The sequence below is a fragment of the Vibrio sp. QJM3NY_39 genome, from assembly GCF_057785895.1.
On record NZ_CM173505.1, the window covers coordinates 2165902 to 2190252 of the forward strand.

20 protein-coding genes are annotated in these 24351 nt (G+C 43.4%); 12 read left to right on the top strand and 8 right to left on the bottom strand.

Annotated features, from left to right (window positions below; translation table 11 throughout):
* Positions 1-40: 40 nt before the first annotated feature.
* The gene (locus AC3CHU_RS09665) at positions 41-283 is read right to left on the bottom strand and encodes a hypothetical protein (protein WP_428783547.1); all 243 of its coding nucleotides are present in this window, start codon (positions 281-283) and stop codon (positions 41-43) included.
* A gap of 87 nt (positions 284-370) precedes the next feature.
* Between AC3CHU_RS09665 and AC3CHU_RS09670 the strand changes: the two genes are divergently transcribed.
* Complete coding sequence (locus AC3CHU_RS09670; RefSeq protein WP_488524435.1) at positions 371-1183, top strand: AraC family transcriptional regulator; 813 nt, start codon at positions 371-373, stop codon at positions 1181-1183.
* Positions 1184-1239: 56 nt separating this feature from the next.
* Here the strand turns inward: AC3CHU_RS09670 and AC3CHU_RS09675 are convergent, their stop codons facing one another.
* Together AC3CHU_RS09675 and AC3CHU_RS09680 are read right to left on the bottom strand one after the other, a co-directional pair.
* Positions 1240-3201 (bottom strand): diguanylate cyclase, encoded by a 1962-nt coding sequence (locus AC3CHU_RS09675; protein ID WP_488525488.1) that lies wholly within the window; start codon positions 3199-3201, stop codon positions 1240-1242.
* Between the two features lie 20 nt (positions 3202-3221).
* Entirely contained in the window at positions 3222-4370 is a 1149-nt protein-coding gene (locus AC3CHU_RS09680) for a sugar ABC transporter substrate-binding protein (RefSeq protein WP_488524436.1), read from the bottom strand.
* A gap of 371 nt (positions 4371-4741) precedes the next feature.
* On the opposite strand from AC3CHU_RS09680, the gene AC3CHU_RS09685 reads away from it, so the two are divergent.
* Positions 4742-5935: an ISL3 family transposase gene (locus AC3CHU_RS09685; protein WP_488524348.1), complete on the top strand. Its 1194-nt coding sequence runs from the start codon at positions 4742-4744 to the stop codon at positions 5933-5935.
* A gap of 99 nt (positions 5936-6034) precedes the next feature.
* On the opposite strand, the gene serC is transcribed toward AC3CHU_RS09685, so the two are convergent.
* Positions 6035-7129: a 3-phosphoserine/phosphohydroxythreonine transaminase gene (gene serC / locus AC3CHU_RS09690; RefSeq protein WP_029222145.1), complete on the bottom strand. Its 1095-nt coding sequence runs from the start codon at positions 7127-7129 to the stop codon at positions 6035-6037.
* 162 nt (positions 7130-7291) lie between these two features.
* Positions 7292-8554: a DUF945 family protein gene (locus tag AC3CHU_RS09695; protein WP_488524437.1), complete on the bottom strand. Its 1263-nt coding sequence runs from the start codon at positions 8552-8554 to the stop codon at positions 7292-7294.
* 183 nt (positions 8555-8737) lie between these two features.
* On the opposite strand from AC3CHU_RS09695, the gene AC3CHU_RS09700 reads away from it, so the two are divergent.
* From AC3CHU_RS09700 to AC3CHU_RS09710, 3 genes are all read left to right on the top strand, one after another.
* A complete protein-coding gene (locus AC3CHU_RS09700; RefSeq protein ID WP_146458094.1) occupies positions 8738-10681 on the top strand; it encodes an ATP-binding protein in 1944 nt (647 codons plus the stop codon).
* Positions 10674-11171, top strand: coding sequence for a response regulator (locus AC3CHU_RS09705; RefSeq protein ID WP_146458092.1), 498 nt, complete (start codon positions 10674-10676; stop codon positions 11169-11171). Before AC3CHU_RS09700 ends, AC3CHU_RS09705 begins: the two co-directional genes overlap by 8 nt.
* 226 nt (positions 11172-11397) lie before the next feature.
* Complete coding sequence (locus tag AC3CHU_RS09710; protein WP_004734692.1) at positions 11398-11940, top strand: hypothetical protein; 543 nt, start codon at positions 11398-11400, stop codon at positions 11938-11940.
* Positions 11941-12101: 161 nt separating this feature from the next.
* Here the strand turns inward: AC3CHU_RS09710 and AC3CHU_RS09715 are convergent, their stop codons facing one another.
* Complete coding sequence (locus tag AC3CHU_RS09715; RefSeq protein WP_004734691.1) at positions 12102-12683, bottom strand: TfoX/Sxy family DNA transformation protein; 582 nt, start codon at positions 12681-12683, stop codon at positions 12102-12104.
* A 358-nt stretch (positions 12684-13041) separates the two neighbouring features.
* On the opposite strand from AC3CHU_RS09715, the gene AC3CHU_RS09720 reads away from it, so the two are divergent.
* The 5 genes from AC3CHU_RS09720 (at position 13042) to AC3CHU_RS09740 (ending at position 18601) form a co-directional block, all read left to right on the top strand.
* Positions 13042-13962, top strand: a complete 921-nt coding sequence (locus AC3CHU_RS09720) for an HDOD domain-containing protein (protein ID WP_004734690.1) — start codon at positions 13042-13044, stop codon at positions 13960-13962.
* Between the two features lie 54 nt (positions 13963-14016).
* Positions 14017-14922, top strand: a complete 906-nt coding sequence (locus AC3CHU_RS09725) for a LysO family transporter (protein ID WP_372243773.1) — start codon at positions 14017-14019, stop codon at positions 14920-14922.
* A gap of 174 nt (positions 14923-15096) precedes the next feature.
* Positions 15097-15624, top strand: a complete 528-nt coding sequence (locus AC3CHU_RS09730; protein WP_004734688.1) for a hypothetical protein — start codon at positions 15097-15099, stop codon at positions 15622-15624.
* Between the two features lie 119 nt (positions 15625-15743).
* Positions 15744-17387, top strand: a complete 1644-nt coding sequence (panP, locus tag AC3CHU_RS09735; RefSeq protein ID WP_054546576.1) for a pyridoxal-dependent aspartate 1-decarboxylase PanP — start codon at positions 15744-15746, stop codon at positions 17385-17387.
* Positions 17388-17746: 359 nt separating this feature from the next.
* Positions 17747-18601, top strand: coding sequence for a MurR/RpiR family transcriptional regulator (locus AC3CHU_RS09740; protein WP_004734686.1), 855 nt, complete (start codon positions 17747-17749; stop codon positions 18599-18601).
* A gap of 108 nt (positions 18602-18709) precedes the next feature.
* On the opposite strand, the gene AC3CHU_RS09745 is transcribed toward AC3CHU_RS09740, so the two are convergent.
* Positions 18710-20002 (bottom strand): iron-containing alcohol dehydrogenase, encoded by a 1293-nt coding sequence (locus AC3CHU_RS09745; protein ID WP_108155564.1) that lies wholly within the window; start codon positions 20000-20002, stop codon positions 18710-18712.
* 515 nt (positions 20003-20517) lie between these two features.
* Here AC3CHU_RS09745 and AC3CHU_RS09750 point away from each other — a divergent pair.
* Together AC3CHU_RS09750 and AC3CHU_RS09755 are read left to right on the top strand one after the other, a co-directional pair.
* The gene (locus AC3CHU_RS09750) at positions 20518-20781 is read left to right on the top strand and encodes a GrxA family glutaredoxin (RefSeq protein ID WP_009847069.1); all 264 of its coding nucleotides are present in this window, start codon (positions 20518-20520) and stop codon (positions 20779-20781) included.
* A gap of 250 nt (positions 20782-21031) precedes the next feature.
* On the top strand, positions 21032-22714 hold the full coding sequence (locus tag AC3CHU_RS09755) for an aspartate:alanine antiporter (protein ID WP_017077841.1): 1683 nt from the start codon (positions 21032-21034) through the stop codon (positions 22712-22714).
* A gap of 273 nt (positions 22715-22987) precedes the next feature.
* Here the strand turns inward: AC3CHU_RS09755 and fabV are convergent, their stop codons facing one another.
* Positions 22988-24190 carry an enoyl-ACP reductase FabV gene (gene fabV / locus AC3CHU_RS09760; RefSeq protein WP_237299405.1) on the bottom strand — a complete coding sequence of 401 codons (1203 nt, stop codon included), beginning with the start codon at positions 24188-24190 and terminating at the stop codon, positions 22988-22990.
* Positions 24191-24351: the final 161 nt, after the last annotated feature.

The following is a 24351-nucleotide window of genomic DNA, read 5'->3' on the forward strand; positions in this document are numbered from 1 at the left end:
ACCTAAACTTATTTGCTGTTTTATACGAGCTAAAGCCAACTTATTGCTCGCCCAGTGATTTAAATACCGGAACCGCTGCTAATACTTCAATGTGGTTTTCTGCGCTCTTTAAGTAACGCGTTTCGCTGTTCGAAAGCAATAGATGACGCTGATAACCTTCTGTTTTCGGAAACTTAGCCAAGACCGTTTCGAGCGATGTTTCACACTTATTTTGGTTAATACCTTCAATCTCGACTTTGAATAGTAGTTGGTTTTCTTTCGATATTTCAACTTGATATCGCATACGCGTGCCCTCTCTACTTCATTCACTCTGCCGGGCATGATAGCCTAGTCTCGCCACGTCAGAATAGGGACATAAAGACACTTAACCATGCCAACCCGCCAAATAGATTCTCACTCCGGAATCATCACCTCAAATGAGATGATGGTCGCTAATCCTAATTCACCAGCGTTAGTGAAGACCATCGATATGCCCAAGGGCTACGTCGATGCAATGCACCAACATACATGGCATCAAGTGATCTTCCCGCTCAAAGGCCTATTGCAAACGAAAACCGATCACTACCAGCATCTTGTGCCCCATACTTCTGCTTTGTTTGTGCCTGCAGGGATTCAACATGAATCTATCGCATTGAACCATACGACGTTTGTCGGTATTTACCTTAATCCAGCCTTTGGTATTGAGTATGAGCCTCAAGTGCGAACCATTACCCTGACGCCGTTTTTGAATGAGTTATTGCAGGAAATTCGCAGACAGTGCGAAGGATTAGTGAGTGATGAAGAGGTATCGCGATTGCTCTCGGTATTGCACGATCAGATCATGAAAGACAACGTTCAGACCTATCAATTGTTGCTACCCGAAGACCGACGATTGAAGCTTATCTTTGAAGCGCTGACAGAGGCACCAACGTTGGACTTTTCGTTGAAGGAATGGGGAGGTAAAGTCGGTGCATCAGAGCGAACCTTATCGCGCTTATTCTCAAAAGAGTTCAACACGTCATTTCAGTTATGGCGACAACAAATCCGCCTGATTTACTCGTTGTCTTTGTTGGATGAAGAGTTCTCAATCCAGAATATTGCTGATCAAGTCGGTTATCAAAACGACTCGTCTTACATTAAAGCTTTCAAGGCATCTTTTGATGTAACCCCGCAGCAGTTTCGCTTAAATGGTCGAAGAAGGTAGTAAGAGCCTATCTTTAGGCCCTGATTCTAATTTACAAGGTGACTTACGCTATTTTGCTACTTTGCTACTTCAGCTAGATCTTGATAATAACGACGCTTTTGGCGGTACATATCTTCATCCGCTTGAGAAAACAGTAGCTCGACTTCTGTCGATTCCGTTGACGCGACGCCAATCGAGAATCTAACCGGTATGCTAACGCCGACTTGCGTTTCGATAGCCTGATCGATTTGATCCGCATACAGCTGTTCAGCGAGTTGGTGAGGGCCTTGCGCGTGTTGCTCAGCAGACTTCAAAGTAAGAATAGCAAACTCATCACCACCTAATCGATACAGATTACTGGTATGGCTTAACCGATTGCGAATCACATCCGTACAGCCTTTGATCAACTCATCACCAACCGCATGTCCATACTGATCGTTAGCGGTCTTTAGTCCATTAATATCAATGATCAGCAAAGACAAACTGTCTTTATACTCTGTAGCACGCTGCTTAGAGAAATCCAGATCTTCATCGAAGGCTTTACGGTTGTAGCACCCTGTTGGCATGTTGATACGAGTAATGTTCTCAAGCTCTATCCAACCAGCTAACTGTTTTTGGTATAGGTCAAAAATCAATAAGTCTTCCTCGCTCAGTAAACCAAAACCCTGAGACGAGAAGTAACCAATCGTGGTGCCTTTTGAATCTTTTAAATCTTTGTCGCGACTAGTCATATCGCTATCAGCAATGTCGCCATCAGAAACAGAGTTAAAGCTGAATTGGATTAAGCTATCAGGAAGCAACGATTCCAGTTGTTGATCCACCAGCTCAGGAATCAAGCGATACTCGACACTTTGTCTCATAGAAGCAAACTTAACGATCTTAAGAATACGGTTTTTCTGTGACTCTTCGCGGGCTAATGAATGCGTTAATTTACTCGTTTTCTCTTCAACCGTTTGCTCTAGCTGTGTGTTAAAACTTTCAAGCTTGTGGTTGTTCTCTTTTATCTGTTGATAGGCGGATCTCAACTGATTATTACGTATCGTCAGTTCACTCAATTGACTCTGTATTCGAGACCACATCTTTTCCAATAAACGGCTGAATACAGTGAACTCAGTAAAACGATGCTTATCTGGATTGTGCTCAGGGGGCTGGTTGTTTGAGTAGGACTCCACCGAACCTGTGAGCAAATTAAGTTGTCTCGAAAAGGCGCGATTCAATACTAACGCGAAGACAATTGCGACGGCTAATGTCGCAAATAATATTCGAACGAACACTACCTGAGATTGCTGCATCTCTTGTAAACGAGCACTGTCCGATACATGGTGTTTCACCGCTAATGTTAATGCTTCTGAAAACAACTTATTGTCGTTAGAGATTAACTGGGTGCCTGTTTGTTCAGTTTTATCGCTAACCGAAGCCAAGTAATCAAACTCCACTGACTCATTGTCATACAGGAAAGGCGCCATTTTAGACTCTAATCGGCCGTAACCCATCAGCACGACGAGATAGCCTTGCGGCGTATAACTTGAGCCCTCTATCAACCGATACGGCAAAATTGGCGCGACAAAAACGATACCTGAATCCGCGTTATCTGCGATCTCTGGCTCTATAAACTCAGCGTGAAACAACTTGCCTTGCTTGTACGCAGAATGAGGAAGCTTCAAACCCTCAAGTAATTGACTTTGTTCAAAATGATACAAGCTACCTTTGCTGTCATAAATGGGCTTCCAGTTACTATCCAATATATAGGTTGCGGACACGCTATCGGCTAGTGCGTTAAAGCTCTCCATCTTGTCCCACACAACACTAGAGAAAAAGATATTCCCACCCGCTTTAATCAATGAACGATCTTGCGAATACCACTGCGTGAGACTGGCTGTAAGGTTTAGCTGCTCTTGCACCGTTTGCTGAATACCTACCGTTGAGTTGGCTAGCTTGATCTCTTTTTGTTCAAGAGAGCTTTCATTCTGCTTATTCAGTATCAGTTGACCGGCTAGATAAACTGGGAATAACGAACACGCCAACAACACCAAACCCATGGAGTATTTCAATGAAAGTTTCAATCGCCAGCCCCCATGTTCGCTGAGTAGTAGCTTACAAAGTCATCGTAAAACTTGTTCAGCTCTTGCTTCGGCATTCCCGACTTATATCGCTCATACGCTCGTGCTGAAGCTTCCCATACGATCGCCATTTTATAGTCGCTCGACATCATTTGCGAAGATTGAAATTCATCGTACATGTTAGAGAAAGTCTTGTTTCCTTCTTCAACACGGCGTTGGTTCACCTCACGAAATGGCGAGATCATCGCGCTTGAATGCGCTAAATAAGTAAAACTGTTCGATTGTAAGTACTGAACAACTTCTTTTAATGCTTCTCTTTTCTCCGGGTTGTTCATCCCTTTCTTTGTGATCGCAAAAATCTTGGCACCACTAAATGAAGACATCGCCTTGTCGCGATAGGTAGGTAAAGAGTTCACATGTAAGTGCTCGCCATACGCCTGATCTAGTTCGCTAAAAGCCCAATCACCATCAATCAAAAACTCGACTTCACCAGTAATGAAACGTTGCCGCGCACATGTCTCATTGCAAAACGCTTCAATGGTTTTGGCTTTCTCAAGCTTATCGATGAACTCAAAAATTGAGACCAAACCTTCCCCATCAATGTTTATCGATGAAAGCATGTCTTGAGAAAACAGTTGGAAGAAAGCCAAATAGAAGTACATGTTTGGATTTGGGAACAAAATAGTGGCACGGTTCGAATCAGATGAGCGTTGAATCAACTCTTCCCAAGTAATGTCATGATCTTGCGGCTTGTTCGAATACAGAACTAATTGGTTACCGATTCCTACTGGTAACGCCTTTAGTTCATCATTAATCACTACGGCATCAAGAGCTTTTTTCTCATAGCGTGAAGTATCGACCCAAGCGGAAGGTAACGTTGAGAGCTCAATATACTCAGTAAGCCCCAAGAAATCAGAAGGCACCCAAATAACATCAGGAAAGGTATTGTCTCGAGGATCTGCGACAAGCAGCTCTGATCGGATACTGTTGATATCAAATGGTCGTATTTCAACACGATGATCAGTCATCGATTCGATGTGTTCTTTAACGTAGTCAGCGGTTTCATAATTGATACCGGCCCATATTTCGAGCGTAGAGGCGCAAGTAACCACGGGGAACAACGCCGCTAATATACTCAAAAATCTCACACCTAATTCCTCATGGCGAAAAGTATCATGTCTCGAATGGCGCCAGAAATCATCAAGAATGCTGATGACATTGGCTGTTGGGGTTTGTCGTTATTTTGGGGCAAGACGTTATATAGTAAAAGGTCAGTAATAAACAGAAAAACCAAGCTATCTGTTCATTTTTTCGATCGATACAAATTGCTCTCCCCGATAACAACCAAACCTTTTTGTTCAACTTAACTCTGAACAAAAAATGCAACATATCATACCCTTTATGCTTTTTTAGGCAAAAAAAAAGGTTCATCGCGGATTAGCGGGAACTAAAAACAAAAACGGTAGTAAGTGATATGGTTTAGTCGCCAAACAAAAATCATACACAAACTACCGTTTCTATGCCGAATCATACTTTCCTATCTTCATTCTGGGAAGGCTTTCAAATAGTAAAGTCTCTCCAGACTGCATCACTTATTACCCTGACTCTTAAACCTAGCTCTGAGGCTAAATGCCTTTGTGGTCTTGAGGCCGAGGCTATCCATGAGTATCAATGGCGTCACGTAAAGGATGCCATGTTGCTCGGTGTGCCTGTTGAACTTTCCGTTCAAACTCGAAGGATTAAGTGTCGTGACTGCGGCATAAAAACAGAATCTCTCTCTTGGTTAGAGCCTTATGCTCGTATAACAAAGCGCCTAAAAAGCTATATAGAACAACTGCTACCCCTGCTTCCCATTAAGCATATATCCCAAATTACGGGCGTTCATTGGCACACCATTAAAGAAATAGATAAACGCCGACTTCGACAAGTGGTGCCGCCAGTGAAATGGGGTGAGCTAAAGCAGCTCGTGATGGATGAGTTCGCCATCTTTAAAGGGCATCGATATGCCACCGTCATCGCTGATGCGAAGACTCATCAAGTCATTTGGGTTGGATTAGGCCGCAGCCGCAAGGACATACGGCCGTTCTTCGAGCAGCTAGGCGAGAATGGGGTAAATATCGAAGCAGTAGCGATGGACATGAATACGGCTTTTGACCTTGAAGTTCAAGCGCACTGCCCGAACGCAAAAATCGTTTACGACTTATTCCATGTTGTTGCTAAGTTCGGTCGCGAGGTGATGGATAGAGTCAGAGTCGACCAAGCCAACAAACTCAAGCAAGATAAAAAAGCGAGGCAATGGGTGAAGCGCTCACGGTGGGTACTGCTGAAAAATAGAGGCAACTTAAATACACGTCAAGATAGCTATCTTACTGAAATATTGAATATCAATAAGGACTTAATGACCACTTATATACTCGGAGCCCAACTCAAAGAGCTTTGGTATTGTGAATCCGAAGGGCACGCGAAGGGGCTCTGGGACACGTGGTGGGAACAAGTGCAAGAGAGTGGAATTAAGCCATTGAAAGAGTTCGCACGAAAACTGAGTCCTTATCTTCACGGCATTATCGCATCGGCAAGTTATCCGTTGAACACCTGCACACTGGAAGGGATAAACAACAAGATAAAGTTAATCAAGCGAATGGGGTATGGGTATCGAGATACAGACTACTTCTTCTTGAAGATAAAAGCGGCTTTCCCCGGAAAGCCGCGATGAACCAAAAAAAATGCCGCAAAAGCGGCATTCTTCTCGTTTAGTACATCTGACACAATCAAAAGCAAGGATGCTGTTTATTGTTCAAACTTCTGTTATTGATTAAGCGTATTTCTCTTCGAAGTCTTTCATGAAGCTGACTAATACTTGCACGCCTTCCAAAGACATCGCGTTGTAAAGTGAAGCTCTCATTCCGCCTACCGCTCTGTGACCTTTTAGCGATTTCAGACCCGCAGCATCAGCTAACTCTAAAAACTTTGCGTCTAGTTCTGGTTTCGCCAATTGGAAAGGTACGTTCATTCTTGAACGGTTTGCGGTGTGAACATCGTTTTTGTAGAAAGCAGAGCTATCAATCGCATTATAAAGCAACGCCGCTTTCTCTTTGTTCACCAACTCCATCGCTTCAACGCCACCTTGAGCTTTCAGCCACTTGAATACAAGGCCTGATAGGTACCAAGCGTACGTTGGCGGTGTGTTGAACATTGAGTCTTTTTCAGCAAGTACTTTGTAGTTCAGAATACTCGGCAATACTTCGTTTGCTAGTTCTAGTAGATCATCACGTACGATAGCAATGCAGATACCAGCTGGGCCGATATTCTTTTGAGCACCCGCGTAGATAACACCGTACTGAGACACATCGATCTTACGAGACAGAATGTTAGATGACATATCCGCGACGATTGGCTTATCCGTTTGAGGAAGCTCACTGATTTCAATGCCATCGATGGTTTCATTTGGACAAAAGTGCACGTATGCCGCTTCAGGGTCGATTTTCCAATCTTTAGCCGGAACAACCGCCGCTTTGCCATCAATAGATGTCTTCGCGTTAAATACATCGATTTCGCAATATTTGCTCGCTTCAGTCACTGCGCTTTCTGCCCAGTAACCCGCATCAATGTAAGTCGCTTTCGTCGCGTCACCAAGAAGGTTTAGAGGAACAGCAGCGAATTGAGCACGAGCTCCCCCCTGACAGAAAAGAACTTTATAGTTGTCTGGGATGTTCAGAAGATCACGTAGGTCTTGCTCAGACTCATCGGCAACTTGAATAAACTCTTTGCTGCGATGGCTGATTTCCATAACGGAAGTGCCTAAACCATTCCAATCAATGAAGTCTGCTTGCGCTTGTTTCATTACCGGTTTAGGCAGTGCCGCTGGGCCAGCACTAAAGTTAAATACGTTATCTAATGTAAGTTCCATGGGGATAATTGCTCCTGCTAAATAATAACTATGAAAGTAATACCATGTTTTACCCAACATAAAAACAACAAAAGAGGTCTTAAGACCTCTTTTGTTTCGTACCGTACAAAATGTTTAACTTAACCCGTTAGATCGCCCTATCAGTATTAAGCCCGACTCTTTTTATTGAACAAAAGCCGGCATAAGCAGTGCAATTAATGGAATTTCTTGTCCATTTTCAAACACTAGATTTCCATTCTTTAGGTCAGCCGTGATTTCATAACCACTTTCTGTTTGCTTGATCATTTCCATCACGATCAATTCGTCGATACCTTCACGGATAAAAGGGTATTCTTCAACAAGCTCATTTGAGAAGCTAGATTGAACATTACCTGTTAATGCAGGAACAATCATTGAAGGGTTACTGCTGATGTTTTCTGTGCCTTCCGGTACGCTCACCAACCATTTAGATTCAAACTGACCTTTACCTAATTCTAACGACATATTGTTCATTGAAAGGTCGAAGCCTTTAGCAAACAGTACGTCGATGAACGGAATGATCTCAGCCACATCTTCTTGTGTCAGAACAGGGTTCGCCTGGTAAATTTCAAAGATTTTCTCAAACGACTGGCTGTCCAGTTTCGACATTTCAAAATCGACGTTTAGATTGTTCAACTGGCCTTCGTTGGTCTCAATATTGGCGACATCCAACTTAAGACTGCTGCTCAAGCGCTTAGTCGCTTCATCTAGATGCGATTCAAAATCGTACTTAGAGTTTTCGATGGTCATGAATGGCTGCATTGCAGAATCTGAAATCAAGAAGCTATCAATAGTAAAGTTTTGCGTGCCTAACCAGTAACCTTTCGCTTGTTGGCCTGAACCAATACCTTTTAGATTTGAGAGTGTCACCTCTTCACCCGTTTCAAAATCAATTTGAACCGATGGGATAGAAAGCTGGTAATCAACCTGCCCTAATACAGTGGCGTGGCCAGACAGATTCGACTTCGTGATAGATACCGAGGTACCATTTTCTTCTGAGCCTTGGTGATTGAACTGGCTTAACTCGAAGTTGAAATCCGTGTTGCCGTTTAGTTCAGTGCTGGTAGTCAGAGTAAGAGGCAGAATGTCAGTATTCTCAAACGTCGACAGCGCGTTTAAGCTCACTAAGCCATGGCTCACCGCACTATTAATGACAAACTCACTTGGTAAGCCATCGAGCGCAAGCTGCTCTTTCAAGCTCTCATCCGTCACAGTTACGCGAGTGGTTACAGTAGAAGAAAGGTAACCTCTATCGTATTCCACGATCTCAGCTTGAATGCTTGAATTGTTAAGCTTTGCAACGCCATCAGTAATCGCATTTTGTCCAATTTGCCCAACCGCTAATGGCCAACAAAGTGCCAATGAGATTGCTCCGCCAATTGCACCAATTTTTCTTAACTGTTCCATGAGTTCTCTTTCTACACTAGTCTGTTTTTTTTAGTCTAACCCATCAGTAGCAAACAAGAAACATTGAGTTAAATCAGTCTATTGCTCGATACTTCGATTGCCTCAATAAATTAACGGCTAGCTCTCATCCTTATTCAGCGGTTCTTGCTAGGCTAGAGACGTCGCTACTATTAAGGTTGAGCTGTGAATCAATACGCTGTTATCTGTTTGGACAATAATCCGGTTAGCATTGAAAGAATACGTTCGGAGCTGGCTCCGTTAGCTTCTGTATTCGATATTTATACTGCCGAGAACATAGAAGACGCGCATCACGCATTAGAAGATATCCATGATCACCACCAAACCGTTGCTTTAGTGATCACTCATCATCATTCTGGATTTAATGGTGTGCAATTTCTTATTGAACTGGAACAGCTGCCCCATAGTAATACCGCAAGAACGATATTAGTCAGCGCTTCGTCAGACATTCAATCCATTCTGACCGCGGTGAATGAAGGCCGGCTCAATCACTGCCTAACCAAACCCGTTCAAGATCAAGTTCTATTCAAATCGGCGCAAAAAGAACTGACCTCTTTTGTTATCCAATACGACTCAGAAAACCTGTTATCTTACAGTGATGCGTTGGATCAACAGCGCTTATTCAGAGCGCACATCGAGCAAAAGATTCATTCTTTTCAATCGGGGTTCATTCACGACTACCACCAGCTTTCTGACAATGCCCTTGCAGAGCGTGTCGTTAGTGCATTACAAGATGTGTTTTCAAAAGATGACAAAACCAAGGCTATTCGAGACTACTCACCCGAACATCTCCTCACTGTAGAAGGTGAAGACAATCGCTTTTTATGGCTGATCATTGAGGGTGAAGCCGCTCTCTATAAAAAAGACGAGTTGGGGCAACAACGGGAAGTGGTACGACACTCTAAGGGCAACATTGTCGGCGGGATGTCGTTTGTGACGGGTGAACCTTCATTCTCAACCGCGATAACCCTAACGCAAACACGAGTCATCAAGCTGGATAAAGATAGCTTTGCTCAAGTGATGCACTCAAACAATACCCTGCTGCCGTTATTCACCAACCTATTGCTCCGTCACTTTAACCGACGCTTACAAAGAAGCATCACCAATAAGATCAAGCTGCAGCAAACGCTCGAATCACTGGAATCTGCACATCAACAATTGATCGAGAAAGAGAAGATGGCGATGCTCGGGCAACTTGTCGCGGGCGTTGCTCATGAGTTGAACAACCCTATTGCTGCGATTCTACGAAGTATTGAAACCTTGTCTGAACATCTCGACCAGATACTCGTAAACTCGTCGCTCCCAGAATCGAATAAAGGGACTGACGTGCTGGCGCATTCAAAGTTAGCCAAGCCACTATCAACGGCTCAAGAAAGACAACTCGTAAAGCACCTCACCTCTACTATCGATGATCGTGCGCTAGCCAAAAAAGCCGTGAGACTAAACCTAAGCCAAGATTCGGCGGTTTTAGATACCCTAAAAGACTCCCCTGTCGCAGGCAAAGAGCTGCTCAATGACTTAGAGCATTACCACTATGTGGGAAACTCTATCCGCTCAATTCAGGTATGCAGCAAGCGTATTGCCGATATGGTTAAAAGCCTAAAAAGCTATGCCCGAGAAGATGAAGAGGTTCGCCACTACGCAGACATTCACGAAGGGCTTGAAGATACCTTAGTGATCTTTGAAAACAGACTCAAACATCACCAACTCGAAAAACATTACGACACCGAATTACCGCCTTTATTGTGCCAGTCGCTCTCGCTACAACAAGTATGGACAAACCTGATCTCTAACGCACTCGATGCCCTTTCTGAACGAGGAAAAGTGTCAATCACTACCTCTCAACAGACGCAAGGTGACGACACATTTCTTGTAGTGGAAATCTCCGACACCGGCCATGGCATTGCGAAAGAAGACATCAGCACCATTTTCAACCCAAATTTCACGACCAAAAAAGAAGGCAATTTTGGTTTAGGAATTGGTTTATCTATTTCTCAACAAATCGTTTCGGCTCATCAAGGGTTTATTTTGGTGGAGTCTGAGGTAGGCAGCCATACACACATGCAAGTGTGGCTTCCATTCAAACAAGAAGGAGCACCTCATGAATAAGTACCTAATTTTATGTGTCGATGATGAGCCTGAAGTCCTCAACAGTGTCCTTCAAGACTTAGCACCATTTGAAGAAAACTTTATTGTTGAAGGCGCCGAATCGGTCTATGAAGCCAAGCAGGTAATCAAAGAAATGGGACAAGATGGCATTAAACTCGCCTTAATCTTGTGCGACCACATCATGCCTGACAAAACCGGTATCGACTTTCTCATAGAGCTCAATCAGAACGATTACACTAAGCCGACACGCAAACTACTGCTCACAGGGCAAGCAGGCCTGGAAGATACGGTGACCGCGATTAACAACGCTGCGCTTGATTTCTATATTTCTAAGCCTTGGCAAGGTGATCAACTCAGAGACACGATTACTCAACAACTGACCGACTATGTCATTGCAAACGACAAGCAATTGCTAAACTGGACTTCCATTTTAGATACCGAGCGCATCCTCACGTCAATGGCAAACAAGCGAACAAGCTTTGGTGAATAACCTAACATTGTGCATCGACCTTAAATTTTGGTGAATAGTCCTATAAACATGAGATCTCAGTTGCAGAGCAGCGCCTAAATTGTATATTTTTTAACTAAATGGCAAAGGATTGGCATTTTTATGGATTACTTTTCCACGAGTTAGATTAAACTGTCTCAATGTTTATGGTTTGCCTGATTTTTCTCAAGCCAAAGGAATTAACACTAAATAAAGGTTTACGGTCGTTATGCGCAAAATTCTACTTACTACCGCTATGCTATTGGCTTCTAGCCAAGCACTAGCTGTTGATGAACAACCACAAGTAATGAGCAACTTTAACTACGATTACTTTGAAGCACGTATCGGTGCTAGCCCAGTAACATTTGGTGGCGCGTTCAGTAAGTCAATTCACCCGAATGCTCACGCTATAGCACGTATCGATTCAGAATTTGAAGGCGATTACGACTCAGCTGTAGGTCTTGGTTTCCACGCTCCATTAAACAACTGGGCAGACCTAACAGGTGAAATGCTAGCTCGTATCGTTCAGCCTGAAAACTCAAGCTCTACTGATATCGGTATGGAAATCAACGTTGGTGTTCGCCAATGGCTTGGTCCACAACTAGAAGTGGGTGGTAAAGGTGGTTACGTTTCTATCGATGATAACGATGATTGGACGGGTTCTGTTTACGCGCGTTTCCACTCTACAGAGCTTTTCTCTTTAGGTGCTGAAGCTCGTATTAACGACTTCTACGGTGATCAGCTAATGTTCACGGCTCGTTTCAAGTACTAATACTTAACGCTCAAGCCCTAGCAAATAAGCTCTCCATGAGCACTTAGCCTTTTGATACATAGTCTTTTAAGAAATCCGGCTAAGACAGAAACAAAAAAACCGAGGACATTCCTCGGTTTTTATTTATTAGTAATAATCTTAAGCATATAAGGCAAACTTCTTTAGTGGCAGCCCTTTAATAATTGCTGCTTGCGTGGTTCTTGTAATAGTTTCCAGTGAATACCATCAATTGCACCCGCAAATTTCCAAAGTAGTTTTAGGTCAACATCGTTTCCGTACGCTTTGCGAACCTTATTAAACACTTCAGGCGCGCCCAACTGCATAAACATTGAAACATCATCCACCCCCGCCTTTTTAACCATGCGCTCTAATGTAAGCTGCATGTTTGGTAGATCTCTTAATCGACGGCTAGCGGATGATTTCTTAAAGCTACGTTGCTGAATTGAATTATCGATTGAAGTACGAATAATACTATCCAATTCAGGATGTTCGCAGGTAAACAGGTCAGTAATATCGTAATAATTTACGGTAGCTGTTGTCTGTTTTTTTACATGACGATACTTTTCACAGTCAAGATCCGTCAGTTTTTTATCTAATGACTTTCCACCTCTGATGAATAAACAACCTTCACTCAATAAAGCGAACATAGCGTCATTTTGAAAGAGGCCAATACCTCCAAACATAGAACGTTTTTGATGCTCACCAAATTGATTCACGTAATTAATAAATGCTGTCTCGGTCATATCCGTTGATCCTTAATCAAATTACCCCGATTAGGTTCATTACCAGACAAGCAGCTTTTTATGCGAAAAATTTTTAATCTATTTTTTTATTCTTTAGGTGAATATTATGATTTCGTTTTCCACCTTTAAATAAATGATACTTCGAAAAGAAAAATAAGTCTGGGCTTAGTTCACATCAATCAATTGAGTATTATGATTTTTCATGATTGACATCACAGTAAACTATCAAACCATGCTTAAATTTCGACACCCAGTGATACACCCGTTCAAATTATTCAAGGTTATGTCGTCGGATGAGTATTGCTTCACAGCATCGCGGCTTGTAAAATGGCAGAACATACATGTTGTTACTTTTTTTATGAATCATTTATCGTTTTTCTGGCTACCACAAAATAAGGCTCTTCTCTTAAAGGGTCTAGAATCAGAGTTTGCCCAACTTGTTGGCCATTCTATTTCAGCGGGAAAAATAACACTTCCTCCTATCCCTAACGTTGTACTGAAAATTCAAAAGCTTTGCACTCTCGAATCAACCGGGATTGCCGAAGTTGCCGAATGCTTACTTGAAGACCCCGGCCTCACTGCTGTCGTCATTCGAGTGGCTAACTCTGTCGTATTCAACAGACGCAACATTACTTGCGTCGATATGATGACGGCTGTGTCACGCCTTGGCATATTAAGAGTGCGTGACATCGTTACGGCTCAGGCTATTGAACAACTCAAGCATTCAGTCAACCTGAGCAAAGAGTGTAATGAGTTACTGGTTCAGAGCGCTTCTGTCTCCAAAGAACTCGGCGCCACTATGGTACTGGTTACCAACGGCTTCAAAGAACTCTCCCCTATTGAATACCGCTACCTTGAACATGAGAAGTCACTGCTTGTTGGGTTACTGGCTGACATTGGTTTATTCTGTTTAGTTAGCGAATACCATCTCTACCTCGAAAATGGCAATTACCTAGACCACGATATCGCCCTACAAATATTCCAAGGCCAATGTTCCGCAACCAGTAAACTGGTACTTAATCGTTGGGGCTTCGACAGCGACTTTATTGATGTGTGCAGTAATACCATTAATAGCCACGAAGAACGCGAAGTGTCTTACTTGGATATTGCTCGAATCGCTAATCACCTGCTGATGTTCAGAAACAAGGATGAGAACATCGATGATCACGAAGTTGAACTTAACGTGACAGGTGCAGAGGTGCTTTATAAATTAAGCAACTTGAGCAAACATGATTTTAATGCAAAGCTAAGCGACGTGATCAATACTAGTGGCTTCTAAGTCACTGTTAAGTGACAAGTAAATGTAATATGAAGTAAATGCAATGGGGAAAGCATGTTTACAGGGATGATCTTTATATTTGCACCACTCGTCGTGGGGTATCTTTTTTCTATTTCGAACGATCAGACGCTAGAATTTATCAACCGCTCGACATCGCGGTTGATCTACGTGATTCTCGCGTTAATGGGGCTAAGCTTAGCCGCCCTCGATAACCTAGGCAGTAATCTGCAAACAATCCTTCTTTACACCGTCACTTTCTTTGTCTGCTTAAGCGTCTGTAATCTGATGGCACTACCCGCTATTGATAAGTTACTACCACTCAAAACCGACAGCAGCAAAAAGAAGCTTCCCCTCTCTTCGATGGCGATGGAGTCTGCCAAACTGATCCTAGTTGTGGGTTCAGGCCTTATCGCTGGCTTAGTGCTCCCTATTGGCCTTGATTGGGTTGATACCGCCAGTGAGTGGATTTTGTTTGTACTTCTCTTCTTTATTGGCATTCAACTGCGTAATAGCGGTTTAACACTTCGACAAATTTTGCTGAACAAACACGGCATGGTCATCGCAATCACGATTATCATCACCTCAATGCTAGGTGGCGTTATCGCGGCTTACATTCTGGATATCCCTCTGTTCAAAGCCTTGGCTATGTCTTCTGGATTTGGTTGGTATTCTCTGGCTGGTATCTTGATGGGTGACGCCTTTGGCCCTGTTTATGGCGGTGCTTCTTTCATGCTTGAGCTGTTAAGAGAGTTAGTTGCCTTAGTACTGATTCCAGTGCTGATTCGCAGCTATCCGTGTACCTCTATAGGCTATGCAGGTGCTACGGCGATGGACTTCACTCTACCTGTCATTCAAACAACAGGCGGTGTGCGATGTGTGCCTATCGCTATCGTCAGTGGCTTTATCCTAAGCTTGCTTGTCCCGATTTTGATGTTGTTCTTTGTATCTCTTGCTAACTAGATCGCAGGAATAGCGTTTGTTTTAGATTAGAATGCAACTCGAATACCCATGCCCAAGACACCGATACAGTTACCGAAATAAAAAGACACTAAGTGTCATTGCTCAACAAATAACGATCACGGTAACCTGTAACGACAAAGTTATAAAAAGAATAAACTTACAAAAGGAACCACTATGAAACGCCTTTGCGTCGCATTACTGCTAGCTTCAACTTCTACTTTCTCTTTTGCAGCAGATTCAATGTCTGAAACAAACCAGTGCCAAGCAAAAAAATATGATGCGTACATCGACGCCTCTTTGAATTGGTATGCCGACCTTGCTGCATTGACCTCTGAGCAATACCCAGAGCTAACAGAAGTCAGTGAGTGGTTCCTAGAAGGTCGTAAGCACCACTTTGAGCTTAATCGTGCTGCAGTAAACTACTACCTTGTGAACGACTCAAGCAAAGTGGCTACAGAACAACCTGTCGAAGGTTGGCTACAACTAGAGCAACACGACATTAAAACGCTATCAACACGTGATGATGAGCTAGGTAAAATCGCGAAAACAACGTTCGACGACCGCCAGTCAACGCCTCATGCTCAAAACTACGAGCTACGCTCAGCCTTTGCAGAATTGCTTAGCCACCCTAAGCAAATCGATACGGCACTGCAACGCTACAATCAGTCAATTACTAAACTTGAAGCGATTAAGTGTAAATAACCCCTCATTTAATATGCTTTTTTGAGAAGTTGGATTTCATAATTAAGACGGGACATTGTTCCCGTTTTCGTTTAGATTGTCCCGCTCGCGTCAATATAAAAAAAAATAAATCGCTTGCTATGGTTACGGAACAAAAAACAGCAGATGTTAGCTTCGACAGTCTTTTACGTATCTTCACGGTACCTGAAGGCCCAGATTCAACACTCACTCAAATTGAAGACAAACTTTCACGAAACCTGAATCAATTCTTACGTGAACACATTGTGGCTGAAGAAAAGCCGCTGCGTGAAATTGAGAAAGATTTTTCAAATGCTCATATCCCTGAGCAGCCTGAGTTTGTTTCTGAACATACTGAGCATCTCCTCGATTCTCTCGTGTCTCACTCGGTTCATACGTCTTCGCCAAGTTTTATTGGCCACATGACGTCTGCTCTGCCGTACTTTCTGATGCCGCTTTCTAAAATCATGATTGCGTTGAATCAGAATCTAGTAAAAATTGAGACCTCCAAAGCTTTCACGCCCCTAGAGCGTCAAGTTCTGGGTATGCTACATCGCTTGATCTACCAAGATGACGATCAGTTTTATTCACGCTGGATGCACAGTGCGAACCACTCTTTGGGTGCGTTTTGTTCTGGTGGTACCATCGCGAACATTACTGCGCTTTGGGTTGCACGCAACAATGCGCTGAAGGCACAAGGCTCATTCAAAGGTGTAGAAAAAGAAGGCTTGTTTAAAGCCATGAAACACTACGACTACGAAGGCCTAGCCATCTTAGTTTCTGAACGTGGTCACTACTCTCTGAAAAAAGCCGCAGATGTCCTTGGTATTGGTCAAGAAGGTCTAGTGTCTGTTAAGACGGATAACGACAACCGCATTTGCACTGACGATCTAAGACTCAAGATCGAGCAACTCAAGCAGAACAAGATCAAACCTTTCGCCGTCATTGGTGTGGCTGGTACAACCGAAACTGGTAATATCGACCCGCTAAGAGACATTGCTGAGGTGTGTGCCGAAACAGATTGTCACTTCCACGTAGATGCAGCTTGGGGCGGTGCGACTCTGATGTCGAACAATCATCGTCACCTGCTTGATGGCATCGAGCTAGCAGATTCAGTCACGATTGACGCTCATAAACAACTTTATATCCCTATGGGTGCGGGTATGGTGCTGTTTAAGAAACCAGATGCGATGACAGCGATCGAACATCATGCTCAATACATATTGCGTAAGGGTTCGAAAGACCTAGGTAGCCATACGTTAGAAGGCTCTCGTTCCGGTATGGCAATGCTTGTTTATGCGTCGATGCACATCATCAGCCGACCTGGCTACGAACTGCTAATCGACCAAAGCATCAACAAAGCGCGCTACTTTGCCGACCTGATTAAAAATCAAAGCGATTTCGAACTGGTTTCAGAGCCTGAGCTGTGCCTACTGACTTATCGCTACGTGCCTGAACCAGTTAAAGCGGCGCTGCTTAAAGCTGACGCAACAAAACGCGTTGAACTGAATGAGCTACTGAATGAACTGACCAAGTTTATTCAAAAGAAGCAGCGTGAAACAGGCAAGTCTTTCGTATCGCGAACGCGCTTAAATCCCGAAGCATGGGCGCATCAACCAATCATCGTTTTCCGGGTAGTGTTAGCAAATCCACTGACAGGTAATGATATTCTTTCTTCAGTGCTTGAAGAACAGCGTGAAATCTCTAAACTAGCACCTAACTTGATGAGTAAAATCACTAAACTGGTTACGCAAATCAACGCATAGTCATTCAATTTTAGTTGCATCAAATTGAAAATTTCTTTCTTTTTGATGTAACTAAGCTGTCAGTTCATACTCAATTTGCATTCTTTTTGCTCAAACTCTCTTCCAATTCTGTAGTTTTCTAAAATTTTGTTGAGGTTTGTCATATTCTTAAGCATTCATGCCGTGTTTTTGTATTAGTAAATAGTATGTTGGGTTTATACTGACTCTATGGTGCTAGTTAGCTTGATATCTATTTGATGCAGCAGTATTTACAAGACCGAATATAACTTTGGCTTTGTGTTTACTGATATTTGCTTCAGCCATACCCCCTGGTAAAAGATATTAACTAGCAAGTTGTTCTCTATACCCTTGTGAACACTATGAATACATTAGAAAAAATACAAAAAAACCTGGAAAATTTCAGCAAGTCTGAGCGTAAGGTAGCCGAAGTAATCATGGCTTCCCCTCAAACTGCAATTCATTCTAGCATTGCTACCTTAGCTAAAATGGCTGACGTGAGTGAGCCTACAGTTAACCGCTTCTGTCGTCGTTTAGACACAAAGGGCTTTCCTGACTTCAAACTTCACCTAGCTCAAAGCTTGGCGAACGGTACACCTTACGTGAACCGTAATGTTGAAGAAGATGATGGTCCAGATGCTTACACGCATAAGATTTTCGAATCAACTATGGCTTGTCTAGACGTAGCTAAAAACAGTCTAGACGCGATGCAAGTTAACCGTGCGGTTGACCTGCTGACTCAAGCAAAACGCATTTCATTCTTCGGACTGGGTGCCTCTTCTGCTGTAGCCAAAGATGCTCAAAACAAGTTCATTCGTTTCAATATCCCAATCACTTGTTTCGAAGACATCGTGATGCAACGCATGAGCTGCATTAACTGCAGTGACAACGACGTTATTGTTCTGATCTCTCACACTGGCCGCACAAAAAGCCAAGTTGAGATTGCGAACTTAGCTCGCGAGAACGGCGCAACAGTTATCGCTATCACAGCGAAAGACTCTCCATTAGATAAAGCGAGCTCGCTGTCTATCTCATTGGATGTACCGGAAGACACTGACGTTTACATGCCAATGGCAAGTCGCGTTGTTCAGATGACGGTTATTGATGTGCTAGCAACAGGCTTTACGCTTCGTCGTGGTTCTGGTTTCAGAGAGAACCTAAAGCGAGTGAAAGAGTCACTTCGTGATTCACGTTACGAGAAGTATTCTCAGTTTTAATCTGTTAAGGCATGAACTGAGAACAAGTTGAATTAAAGAACGGAGCCTAGTGCTCCGTTTTTATTTATCTGTTTATAATGGTTTATGCCGTGAACTGTTCGAAGACCGTTAGATCGTCCAGCTATTGCCTTTCTCTACAACATTATTCTCAGACGCATAAGAGTTAATAATGGTAAAACTCGACTCGGCAGCCTGTTCTTGCACAACTTGATTCATTGAAGCTTCCTCATGATCCCCTTCTCCACAACTGCACTCCTCGCAAACCTGCTTCAGAATATGTACAAGCCTCTCTTGATTCAACGGTAAAGGGTTTCCTTTAATCGCCACTGATTTGAGCGCATCGGCAGACACCTCATCAAACTGAGCTTCGCAGACACCAAATTCAAGTAAGCTTGGTAGCTTGAGTGTATCCAACACTTCAGATAACCAAGCAATCGCCTCTTCTTCTTTTGCTTCTACGTTACCCGTCACTATCTGAGCGATTCGCTGATAACGCGCTAATATGTCGTTTCTTTGCTGCTCTTTCGCTACGGCTATGTTTTCTAACATCACAAATGGCGCCAAGCGCGCTGTAATCACACTGTGCGGCGCAGAAATTTTACCTCCTAACGCAGAAGCTAACCCGTGCGCAGCGCCGAGCTTAGCATTGGTTATCGCCATTCCTCCGAGCATAGAAGCGAAGGCAAGATCAGAACGCGCTTGAGGTTCATCATAGATACACGCCTGAATGACAGAACGACTCAGCTTACGCAACCCTTCTTCACAAATCATATCGGTTAACGGATTCGGTTCACCACACACATAGGCTTCCATTAAATGGGTAAATGCGTCCATAGCGCCGCGGCCAGATAAATACGGATTAGTGCCATGGGTTAATGCTGGGTCAACAATCGCGACGTCAGCTAGCATGTCTGGGCTTCTAAGGCTTATCTTGACTTGGTCTTGGCCTGATTTAAGTACCGCATTTTTAGTAACCTCAGCGCCAGTACTCGCTGTGGTTGGAATAGCGATAAACGGCAGTGGTTTGGTTTTAAGAGGAACATTACGCCCAACCACTTCAACATAGTCGTATAAATTACCTTGATTAGGTAAAACCGCAGCTAACGCTTTTCCCATATCAATGGCACTGCCACCACCCATTGCCACCACCATATCAGGTTTAAATCGCCGAGCAGACGTGGCAGCCTCTTCAACCATTTTGATATTGGGTTCACCGGAAACGGCAATGTGCTGGTAACGCATACTCTGCGCATCTAGATAATCAGTAACAAGTGAGGTGCGTTCTAATGTATTTCCAGTAACCAATAACACGCTGTAGCCGTATTGATTAAAGAGAGACAATGAAGCGGGAAGTGCCCCATCACCAAAGATGATCTTTGTAGATGTCATAAATTGAAACATGGAGCCTCCTGCGCCTATGACTAAACAAAACTACGAACTCTTGGTTTTTTTGAAATTCTTGTTTTTTTGGAATTTAACCTTCGGAATGTAACTTTTGTACTTACAACACAATGCCTGCATCTTAAATACAAGCAGACTAAAATGGGGTTACATCAGGCAGCTTACCGAATATGGTTCTATACCCAATGATAAGATGCCTCGTTCTGTGTTTGATTTTTTTGACGAGGTGCAACTTGTCACACTAAAGATGGATTAAAGTCGCAATCTTAGGGGTAATTCACACTCTAATATTAAGGGTACTTAACAATGGTAGAGGCCAGTGAACGCGACCCTGCCTTTTTATGATTAATATTTGCGCTGATAGGCAAAACCTATCGTATTAAGAGGCAATTCCATCTTTATTTCCCCATGGCATTGAGGCATAGTTGGTTTTAAGAAATTTTGAGTGGCATTCATTAAAGAATAGTTAACATAATTGAGTTAACGAGCCTCATCCCGTATTTAGGAGAAATTAAATGTTTGTAGTTATTTTTGGTCGCCCTGCTTGCCCATTCTGTGTTCGTGCAAAAGAGCATGCTGAAACTCTTAAAGCTAAACGCGATGACTTCAACTACCGTTACGTTGACATCCACGCTGAAGGCATCAGCAAAGCTGACCTAGAGAAGACTGTTGGTAAGCCTGTAGACACAGTGCCACAAATCTTCATCGACCAAGACCACATCGGCGGCTGCACAGAATTTGAAGCATACGCAAAAGAAAACCTAGGTCTTTTCGACTAAGCTAGGATTTCTCATACGAGAATCGAGGCTACGGCCTTAAACAGCTGACTAATTTACGCGTTAGACTGTACGATTTATATCAAGCCCGCTCACTGTAGCGGGCTTTTTTTATGACCAGTTTTCGTACGGAATAATAATAAAGTCAAAATCAAGTAAAATAGCAAAATATCGCTTATATTTAATTTATATTTAGATACAATTCACCTCTCAAACTTACCCTGTGTTTCACGCCAATTATTGAGCGACCACTGTGAATATCGACGTTGTTTTTCTGTTAGAACAAAACCCCATTCTCCTCATCTTTGTTGTTTTATCGATTGGATTAGCCATTGGTAAAATTCGTTTCGGTAGCCTCCAACTTGGCAATTCAATCGGTGTTCTGATTACTTCCCTTATCATGGGACATCTTGGTTTTTCGTTTAACGCTGATGCGCTCACGATTGGCTTCATGCTTTTCATCTACTGTGTGGGTATTGAAGCAGGACCAAACTTCTTTGGTATCTTCTTTAGAGACGGTAAGCACTATCTCATTCTGAGCCTTGTGGTGCTCTCTACCGCAATTGCTTTAACGTATTTCAGTAGTCACTACCTTGGGTTAGGCTTTGGTTTATCCGCAGGCATGATGGCGGGGGCCTTAACAGCAACGCCTATATTAGTAGGTGCTCAAGATGCTCTGAATTCTGGGCTTGCAGAATTACCAAGAAACATGGATATAGGCCTGATCATCGAGAACCTCTCCGTTGGTTATGCGATGGCTTACTTAGTTGGCTTAATCAGTATGATTATGTTTGCTCGCCTTATTCCAAAGCTTCAGAAAGTTAACCTACACGATTCAGCTGAGCAAATCGCCCAAGAGCGTGGCTTAGGTGCTTCAGGGCAACGTAAGGTTTACCTTCCAATCATACGAGCTTACCGCGTAGGACAAGAGCTTATATCTTGGACAGACGGTAAGAACCTTCGTGAACTGGGTATTTATCGCCAAACGGGCTGTTACATCGAACGTATTCGCCGTAATGGTATTCTTGCCCACCCAGATGGTGATGCGATCTTGCAAGAGGGTGATGAGATCGCATTGGTAGGCTTCCCTGATAGCCATGCGCGTCTCGACCCGAGCTTCCGTAATGGTAAAGAGGTTTTCGACCGTAACCTTCTCGACCTTCGTATCGTTGAAGAAGAGATCGTCGTTAAGAGTGACAGCATCGCAGGTAAGCGCCTGTCAGACTTAAACCTGTCTGAATACGGCTGTTTCCTTAACCGCGTAGTACGTGCTCAGATTGAAATGCCGATGGACTTAAACATCGTGCTTTCTAAAGGTGATGTACTGCAGGTCAGTGGTGAAAAGAGTCGTGTTCACGGCCTAGCTGAGAAAATTGGTTTCATCTCAATCCACAGCCAAATGGCGGATTTGATGGCCTTCTGTAGCTTCTTCATTCTGGGTATTTTGTTTGGTTTGATTACCATGACATTTGGTCAGGTGTCATTTGGCTTAGGTAATGCGGTTGGCCTACTTCTATCGGGCATCATGCTTGGCTTCTTACGAGCGAACCACCCTACCTTTGGTTACGTGCCTCAAGGGGCGTTAAACATGGTCAAAGACCTAGGTTTGATGTTCTTTATGGTCGGTATCGGCTTGAGCGCTGGTGGTAAGATGTTTGAACACTTAACGCAAGTAGGCCCTCAGGTCATCGGTATTGCTCTAGTAGTGAGTGTGCTACCGGTATTCTTCGCTTACTTGGTGGGTGCTTACGTATTGAAGATGAACCGAGCTCTACTATTTGGAGCCATCATTGGCGCGCGAACCTGTGCTCCGGCGATGGACATCGTAAATGACCACGCTCGCTCAACTATCCCTGCTCTGGGTTACGCGGGTACGTACGCGATAGCCAATATATTGATGACCTTAGCAGGTACTTTCATCATCATAATTAGTTAGCGTCTGCGGCTTTAAAAGCAGCCAAGCTTAGATATTTCGAATGCACTAATTCATCTTTGGGTTAGTGCATTTTTTATTACTTGTTCTCAGCTTTCATTGCATCCAAAGTCTGATCTTAGAGCTTTTACATCCCGCTATTCGTATCTGCTCTTTAAATCTCTTCGCATCCCGCAACTTGAATCCCGCATCTGCTTTTAATCTCTTACCTCAAACGACAGACAAAAAAATAGGCGCTCAATGAGCGCCTATTTCGTTTTGATTCGATTGTTTGAATTAGATGTCAGCTACATCAAATTCAACAGCAGTATCAACGTCAGCTTCGTAATCAACGCCTTCAACACCAAAACCGAACAGCTTCAAGAACTCTTCTTTGTACTCAACGTAGTCAGTCAGTTCTTTTAGGTTTTCAGTTGTGATTTGAGGCCATAGGTTACGACAATGCTCTTGAATGTCGTCACGAAGTTCTAGGTCGTCTAGACGTAGACGGTTCACTTCATCCACTTCTGCTGCGCTGCCATCTTCTTTGTATAGACGTTGGCTGAACATACGGAAGATCTGTTCCATACAACCTTCGTGAATACCTTCTTCACGCATCTTCTTGAACACCATAGCGATGTAAAGAGGCATAACAGGAATCGCAGAGCTTGCTTGAGTCACAACAGACTTAAGAACAGCAACGTTTGCAGTACCGCCAGTTTGGCCTAGTTTTTCGTTAAGCGCTGACGCTGCACGATCTAGATCCATCTTAGCTTTACCTAGCGCGCCATCCCAGTAGATTGGCCACGTTAGCTCGGTACCGATGTAGCTGTAAGCAACAGTCTTACAACCGTCAGCCAGAACACCTGCTTCAGAAAGTGCGTTGATCCAAAGTTCCCAATCTTCACCGCCCATTACAGTAACAGTGTCTTTGATCTCTTCTTCAGAAGCAGGCTCAACGCTTGCTTCGATGATCGCATCTTTGTTTGTATCTACAGCTGTAGATGTGTACGTTTCACCGATAGGCTTAAGAGCTGAACGAATTACTTCGCCAGTCTCTGGCATTTTACGCACTGGAGACGCCAGTGAGTACACAACCATATCGATCTGACCTAGATCTTCTTTGATCAGGTCAATTGTTTTCTGTTTTGCTTCGTTAGAGAAAGCATCGCCGTTAAGGCTTTTTGAATACAGGCCTTCTTCTTTAGCTAGCTTGTCGAACGCTGCTGAGTTGTAGAAACCAGCTGTGCCAGTTTTTTTCTCAGTACCGGCTTTCTCGAAGAAAACACCGATAGTAGAAGCGCCGCCACCAAATGCTGCCGCAATACGTGAAGACAAGCCGTAGCCACTTGAAGAGCCAACAACTAGTACACGTTTAGGTGCGTTTGCGATTGGGCCTTGAGCTTTTGTGTAAGCAATTTGTTCTTTTACATTAGCTTCACAACCGACTGGATGTGTTGTAGTACAGATGAATCCGCGAATTCGAGGTTTGATGATCATATTCAACTTCCTTAAAAAATCAGGTTAAGGATAAGAGTTTCGTGCGCAAATGGCATCTAATTTCTGTAAAAATGTGGTGAAAATGCAAGTGGTTGGAGCACTCAACTGATATTTGCTGACTAAGTCGCCATTTGTTAACGCTTCTATTGAGACTTCTACGA